Origin of the sequence: Fictibacillus macauensis ZFHKF-1 (genome assembly GCF_000269865.1) — a bacterium.
Classification (GTDB): Bacteria; Bacillota; Bacilli; order Bacillales; family Fictibacillaceae; genus Fictibacillus_C; species Fictibacillus_C macauensis.
This window is the reverse complement of the sequence record NZ_AKKV01000020.1, coordinates 385,374-392,263: the sequence shown is the minus strand read 5'-3', so window position 1 is coordinate 392,263 and position 6,890 is coordinate 385,374. Positions and strand designations below refer to the sequence as shown.

Sequence of the window (6,890 nt, the reverse complement as noted above, 5' to 3'; positions counted from 1 at the left end):
TGCAGCTCTTCTATCGTCTTACAGGAAGAGGCATCAATTTCGTCCTTCATATGTCCAAAGAATGATTCCATAGGGGCATTATCCCAACAGTTTCCTTTGCGAGACATCGATTGGGTAAAGCCCATTTCTTTTACGCGGCGGCTATATTCCGGATGCGTATAATGCATCCCTTGATCCGAATGTAAAAGAGCTTCCGGGTGAATGTTACCCTCCAATGCCTCATCTAACCGACGCAATGTTTGATAGACAATGTCCATTTTTAAAGAAGAGGAGAGGTAATAGGCTAACAGTTCTTTTGTTGTAGCGTCTTTCACACAAGACAAGTAAGCAGGTTTTCCACTTTGTAAATACAAATACGTAATATCTGTGAGTAAAGCCATTCCAGGTTCCGGTTGAACAAATGCACGGTTGAGCTTATTCTTGCAGGTGCGATGTTCTTGCGTTGCTTGTGCCATCTTACGGTAGGGGTTCACGCGTCTTTTCAGGGTGTACATTCCGTACGCTTTCATCAGGCGGTAGATTTTCTTAAGATTCATCATGATCTCATATTGCTGTTCTAGTACCATTTTAATGAAACGTCCGCCTACTTTCTTGTTGTGTTGATCATGGATTTCACGGATGAGCTCCACGTCCTGTTCGTCCTGAATTTCTTTCTCTCTTCGCTTCTTTTCAGCCTTTAGCCACGCATAATAACTTTTTCGTTTCACGTCTGCTAGTTGACAAAGGTACGATACCATACGTTTTAACCCATGATGACGAATGGTTGCTTCAATGAGTGTAAAGCGTTCCCCTCTTGTTACTTTCGTTTCTTCGCCTGCCTTTCGAGTTCTTCCAGCTTTTTTAAGAAATCATTTTCTGTTTCAAGAAAGGCAATACGAGCTTCTGCCTTTTTCAGTCGTTCTTCTACCGTTTGTTCCTTTGCAGAAGGGCGTCCTGTGCTGCCTTTTCCGCGTAGTTCTGTTTCTAGTCCTACTTCTCCATGAAGTTCATACGTCTTTCGCCAACGCTTTAAGCATTGCGTAGGTTTATCGAGACCAATCATTTGCAGATCAAATCCGTTGTCGATAAAAATCCGTTGTGGCCCTTTTCCAGCAAGATTTTCTTTCACAGCACGAACTTTAAAAGCCGGCGAATACGTGATGGCACGTTCCGTCACATGGGCTACATTTGGGTTATTCTCTAATTGCTTCAGCTCAAAGGCTGTAAACGTTCTTTTACTCATTCTACTCTCTCCCCGTACATCTTTGTTCCTTTCATTATAACGAGGATCTTTTGTGCAAGCACACAAAAATCCCGAATAAGGGACTTTTTTATAAGTGTCCATTATTCGGGATACAGTTCAATCAAAATGGATGAAGACTTTTTTTATAGGTAAAAAAGTATAAAAAGGATGCAATTCTAAAATAAAAGCAGAGATGTACAACCTGTTTCAAGATTTCACGTACCGTATTCCTTGTTTTTTTATATTTTTTTTTGAAAAACAGGTCACCATTTGGGCGGCTGACATAAACTAAAGTATGTGATTTCTTTTTTGCACTTTTTGCACACTAGTCATTCGCCCTGCATACGATGAATTGAAGATTGGAAGAGGAGGGGTTAAGTCTATGTCAAGCATAGATCAAGAACTGAATTATCGAGAGATTATTTGCAAAGCTGTATGCGGCAAAGGTCGTAAATTCTCTCAATCGTCTCATACGATCACTCCAAACCATAGACCGACAAGCATCCTTGGAAGCTGGATTATTAATCATTCCTATAATGCTGCCAAACGAAGCGATGACAAGGTCGATGTGGAAGGACAGTATGACATTAACATTTGGTACTCGTATAACAACAACACAAAGACAGAAGTTGTGACCGAAACGGTGAAGTACAAAGATGAGATTGCGTTGAGTACGAAAGATTTAAATGCAACGGGCAAACATTATGAAATTGCTGCTCGCTGCATTCAATCGCCGAATACGCTTGAAGCAACAATCTCTCCAAATGGAAGTAGAATGGTCATTCAATGTGAACGAGAATTTGTTTGTGATGTCATTGGTGAGACGAAAGTATGTGTATATGTGAATCGCAGTGGTCCACCTAACGAATGGCAAGATAAAAATTGGGAATATGAACTGGATGATCAAGACGTAGATGATATCGATCAGTTTTTCATGGGAGAACTGGATGAATAAAAAAGCAAGGAAGAAGACATCTTCTTCCTTGCTTTTTTTCGTTTATAAGAGGGGGAGTATGCTATAATGAACTATTGAAAAATAGTATGTGAGATTAGGTGAGAGAATGTCCCAATATACGCCGATGATTCAGCAGTATTTAACAATAAAAGAAAAACATCGAGATGCTTTTTTGTTTTTCCGCCTTGGTGATTTTTATGAAATGTTTTTTGAAGATGCAAAACGTGCATCACAGCTTTTAGAAATAACATTAACGAGTCGTGATGGGGGATCAAAAGACCGCATCCCGATGTGTGGTGTCCCACATCACTCGGCTCCCAATTATATTAAACAACTAGTAGAAATGGGTTATAAAGTAGCGATTTGTGAGCAAGTAGAAGATCCAAAAGCAACAAAAGGTGTGGTGAAGCGCGAAGTCATTCAAATTATCACGCCAGGAACGGTAATGGATCAAACTTTATTAAAAGAAAGCGAGAATAACTTTATTGCTGGAGTTGCTCACGAAGGAACAGCATTTAGCATTGTGTTAAATGACTTGTCTACAGGTGAGCTCCGAGGCTATTTATACAACGGCGATGTTGATAGTATACTTCAAGAGCTACAGGCACTAGAAGTACGAGAAGTTGTCGTCTCCTCGCAACTATATGATCAGCTTGCCGAGCCGCTTCGTATCCGTCAACAAGTCATTGCATCGATTCAAGAGGAACATACTGTTCCAGCATCGTTTGTTGGTAGTATGGCTAATAGTGCACATCCTTTAGTGACGGCAGCAAGCGGTCGATTGTTTTCTTATTTAGTACACACTCAAAAACGTTCACTTGAGCATATCCAGCCACTGGCGATGCAAAAAAATGAAGAGTTTATGAAGATAGATAGTTTTTCAAAACGAAACTTAGAGCTAACCGAAACGAATCGTTTAAAAGGCAAAAAAGGCTCACTGCTTTGGTTATTAGATCGAACGGTAACTGGAATGGGCAGTCGTAAGTTAAAGCAATGGATGGAACAACCGTTATATATAAAAGAACACATTGAAGAGCGTTTACACGTTGTTGAAGAATTAATGAGCGAATTTTTTATTCGTGAAGAGCTACGTGATGCTTTGAAAAATGTATATGATTTAGAACGATTAGCAGGGAAAGTTTCATTTGGCTCTGTTACGGCGCGCGATTTAGTACAGTTAAAAGTAACGCTAACGTGTATGCCGAAAATCAAAGAGATTATCTCTCGTTTGCGTAGTGCATTTAGTGAGCGCGTTGCTCAAAATTTAGATTGCCATGAATCACTCTGTGAGTTTTTAGACGAAGCGTTGCATGAAGATCCGCCTCTTTCGATTAAAGAAGGTGGACTTATTAAAGTCGGCTATCATGAAGCGCTCGATCGTTATCGCGATGCAAGTGTGAACGGTAAAGCATGGATTGCTGCTCTTGAACAACAGGAGCGCCAAGCTACAGGCATTAAATCTTTGAAAATTGGTTATAACCGCATTTTTGGTTATTTTATTGAAGTGACGAAAAGCAATTTACACGCAATTCCTCAAGGACGTTACGAGCGCAAGCAAACGTTAGCTAATGCGGAGCGTTATGTGACACCAGAGCTTAAAGAAAAAGAGCGATTAATTTTAGAAGCCGAAGAAAAAATGGTCTCGCTAGAATATGAGCTTTTTTTGCAACTTCGTGAGCATGTGAAGCAATACATCCAATCCTTGCAGCAGTTAGCAAGTCAGGTGAGTGCCATTGATGTACTGCAAGGATTTGCGGTGATTAGTGATGAACAGCATTACGTAAAACCTGTGATTTCTGAGCGGGGTACTGTATCAATTGTCAACGGACGTCATCCGGTCGTCGAAAAAGTGCTAGATTCTCAAGAATACGTGCCAAACGACTTCTCCCTTCATGAAGCACGTTCGATGCTGCTTATAACGGGACCGAATATGGCAGGAAAAAGTACGTATATGCGTCAATTAGCATTGACGGTGATTATGATGCAAATTGGTTGCTTTGTACCTGCTGATGAAGCAGAATTACCATTGTTTGATCAAATCTTCACACGCATTGGAGCTGCAGATGACTTAGTCGGTGGCCAAAGTACATTTATGGTAGAAATGCTTGAAACGAATTATGCGCTTAATAAAGCGACGAAGCATAGTTTACTATTGCTTGATGAAATAGGGCGCGGCACGTCTACTTATGATGGAATGGCACTAGCTCAAGCGATTATTGAATATATTCATCACGAAATTGGGGCGAAAACGCTCTTTTCAACGCACTATCATGAGTTAACGGTGTTAGCAGAAATGCTGCCATCATTGCAAAATGTATTTGTTTCAGCGGTAGAAGAGGAAGGGCGCTTAGTCTTTTTACACAAAGTAATTGATGGCCAGGCCGACCGTAGCTTTGGTATACACGTAGCACAGCTTGCACAATTGCCGGCAGTTGTTATTAACCGCGCAAAGGACATTTTAACTGTGTTTGAAGCAAATGAAGATCGTCCAAGCGCTCAGCAAGAAACTGCCGCCGCGCTTGCAGATACACAGCTGACCTTATTTACAGAAGAACAGAGTGAAAAGAAGGTGGAGATTGAAAAGCCTTCGGAAGTTGAAGACATGTTACGAAGCATGAATGTGTTAGACATGACACCGCTAGATGCGATGAATGCACTATATGCTTTACAAAAGAAATTGAAATAAAGGAGCGTGGAAGTGTTGGGACAAATTATCCAGCTAGATGACCATTTATCAAATAAAATTGCAGCTGGGGAAGTAGTTGAGCGTCCTGCTTCCGTCGTGAAAGAACTTGTCGAAAATGCGATTGACGCCAAGTCAACTCGAATCGAGATTGAACTAGAAGAAGGAGGGCTCTCTTCCATTCGTATTCTTGATAACGGCTCAGGAATTGAGCCGGAAGATTGCGAATTAGCATTTAGTCGCCATGCGACCTCCAAAATTAAAGACGAACAAGATTTATTTCAAATACGTACGATGGGCTTTCGTGGTGAGGCATTGCCGTCCATTGCGTCCGTTTCTCATGTTGATATGAAGACAGGGACAGGCAACGGTCCAGGAACAGCTATGAAAATCGTAAATGGGCGTGTACAACAGCTTGAACGAGCTAATGCTAGAAAAGGGACGGAAATTACCGTATCAGCTCTTTTCTATAATACGCCTGCTCGTTTAAAACATATGAAAACGATTCACACGGAGCTAGGCAATATTTCAGATGTGGTGAATCGACTTGCCTTAGGTCATCCTCATATTTCGTTTCGCTTAAAGCATAATGGCAAAGAAATGCTTCATACGAATGGTAATGGAAATCTATTACAAGTAATTGCGGCTGTCTATGGCATGAGTACGGCCAAGCAAATGGTTGCTGTTTCAGGACAGTCGCTTGATTATAGCATTGAGGGCTTTGTTGTAAAACCTGAAGTAACAAGGGCCTCACGCAATTATATGTCTTTTTTTATGAATGGTCGCTACATTAAAAACTATGCTGTACAAAAAGCACTTGTGCAAGCCTATCATACCTTGTTGCCTATTGGTCGGTATCCTATTGCAGTGCTTTCCATTACGATGGATCCTTCGATTATCGATGTGAATGTTCATCCATCTAAATTAGAGGCGCGCTTAAGTAAAGAACCAGAGCTAACAGCACTCGTTGAAGATGCTGTGAAACAGGTTTTGCGTCAACTTAAGCTTATTCCAGAACCGTTGAAACAAGAAAAGCGTGAGTCGCTCTATAGTGAACAAGCAGCATTAAGTTTAGAGCATTCTTTTCAAGCGGCTGATATAGCCGATCGTCCTAAAGAAGATGACCACCAAGTCTTTTTACTACGTAGCGAGCCTTCGTATACAACCATCGTCTCAGAAGAAATCGAGACGGTAAAAGAGGAACGAGCTCAAGAAGTAGTTTGTGAGGAACCGGAAAATGAGGTTTCAAGCGAAGTAATGATGCATGAGCCCGCTCAGCAAGAGCATAGAATGGAGCCTGCCACAACCCAAAAGGTACCTGTACTCTATCCTGTCGGGCAAGTGCATGGCACGTACATTATTGCTCAAAATGATCAAGGCATGTATTTAATTGATCAACACGCTGCTCAAGAGCGAATTAAGTATGAATATTTTCGTGAAAAAGTCGGCGACATTGCGTCTGAAGTACAAGATTTACTCGTCCCAATGACCTTTGAAGTCACACATAAAGAATGGCTTATTTTAGAAGAGCACCAAGCTTTATTACAACAAGTTGGCGTGTTTTTAGAGCACTTTGGTACGCATTCGTATATTGTTAGGTCGCACCCACAATGGTTTCCAAAAGGATACGAACAAGAAACGATTGAAGAAATTATCGCGCAAGTTTTACAGGAAAAGCGTACAGATATTAAGAAACTACGTGAAAAATCAGCCATTATGATGTCTTGTAAAGGTTCTATTAAAGCTAATCATCATTTAACAGAAGATGGGATGTTTACCCTCTTAGAAACACTTCGTCGCTCCGAAGATCCGTTCACATGTCCGCATGGCCGCCCGATTATTGTTCATTTTTCTACATATGAACTTCAGAAAATGTTCAAACGAGTAATGTAGTAAGCATTTAAAAAACTTCTTTAGGCTGCGTTCGACCAACATACATGGCGAATGGCAGCCTGTTTTTTTACCTAAAGTACGGATCATTTATAAAGGCATTTTACCTACTACGCACCGTTCACTTCACTTCTTTAATT

Annotated in this window: 4 protein-coding genes and 1 pseudogene; 3 read left to right on the top strand and 2 right to left on the bottom strand. The window is 40.9% G+C overall.

Annotated elements, in window-relative coordinates:
* Together A374_RS04950 and A374_RS20470 are read right to left on the bottom strand one after the other, a co-directional pair.
* A pseudogene (locus A374_RS04950) lies at window positions 1–785 on the bottom strand (IS3 family transposase); the annotation flags it as partial.
* Between the two features lie 11 nt (window positions 786–796).
* Window positions 797–1,222 carry an HTH domain-containing protein gene (locus A374_RS20470; RefSeq protein WP_007201095.1) on the bottom strand — a complete coding sequence of 142 codons (426 nt, stop codon included), beginning with the start codon at window positions 1,220–1,222 and terminating at the stop codon, window positions 797–799.
* Window positions 1,223–1,604: 382 nt separating this feature from the next.
* Between A374_RS20470 and cotE the strand changes: the two genes are divergently transcribed.
* The 3 genes from cotE (at window position 1,605) to mutL (ending at window position 6,753) form a co-directional block, all read left to right on the top strand.
* Window positions 1,605–2,177: an outer spore coat protein CotE gene (gene cotE, locus A374_RS04940; protein ID WP_007201094.1), complete on the top strand. Its 573-nt coding sequence runs from the start codon at window positions 1,605–1,607 to the stop codon at window positions 2,175–2,177.
* Between the two features lie 106 nt (window positions 2,178–2,283).
* Entirely contained in the window at window positions 2,284–4,863 is a 2,580-nt protein-coding gene (gene mutS / locus A374_RS04935; RefSeq protein ID WP_007201093.1) for a DNA mismatch repair protein MutS, read from the top strand.
* A gap of 15 nt (window positions 4,864–4,878) precedes the next feature.
* Window positions 4,879–6,753, top strand: a complete 1,875-nt coding sequence (gene mutL, locus A374_RS04930) for a DNA mismatch repair endonuclease MutL (RefSeq protein ID WP_007201092.1) — start codon at window positions 4,879–4,881, stop codon at window positions 6,751–6,753.
* The last annotated feature ends 137 nt before the right edge of the window (window positions 6,754–6,890 follow it).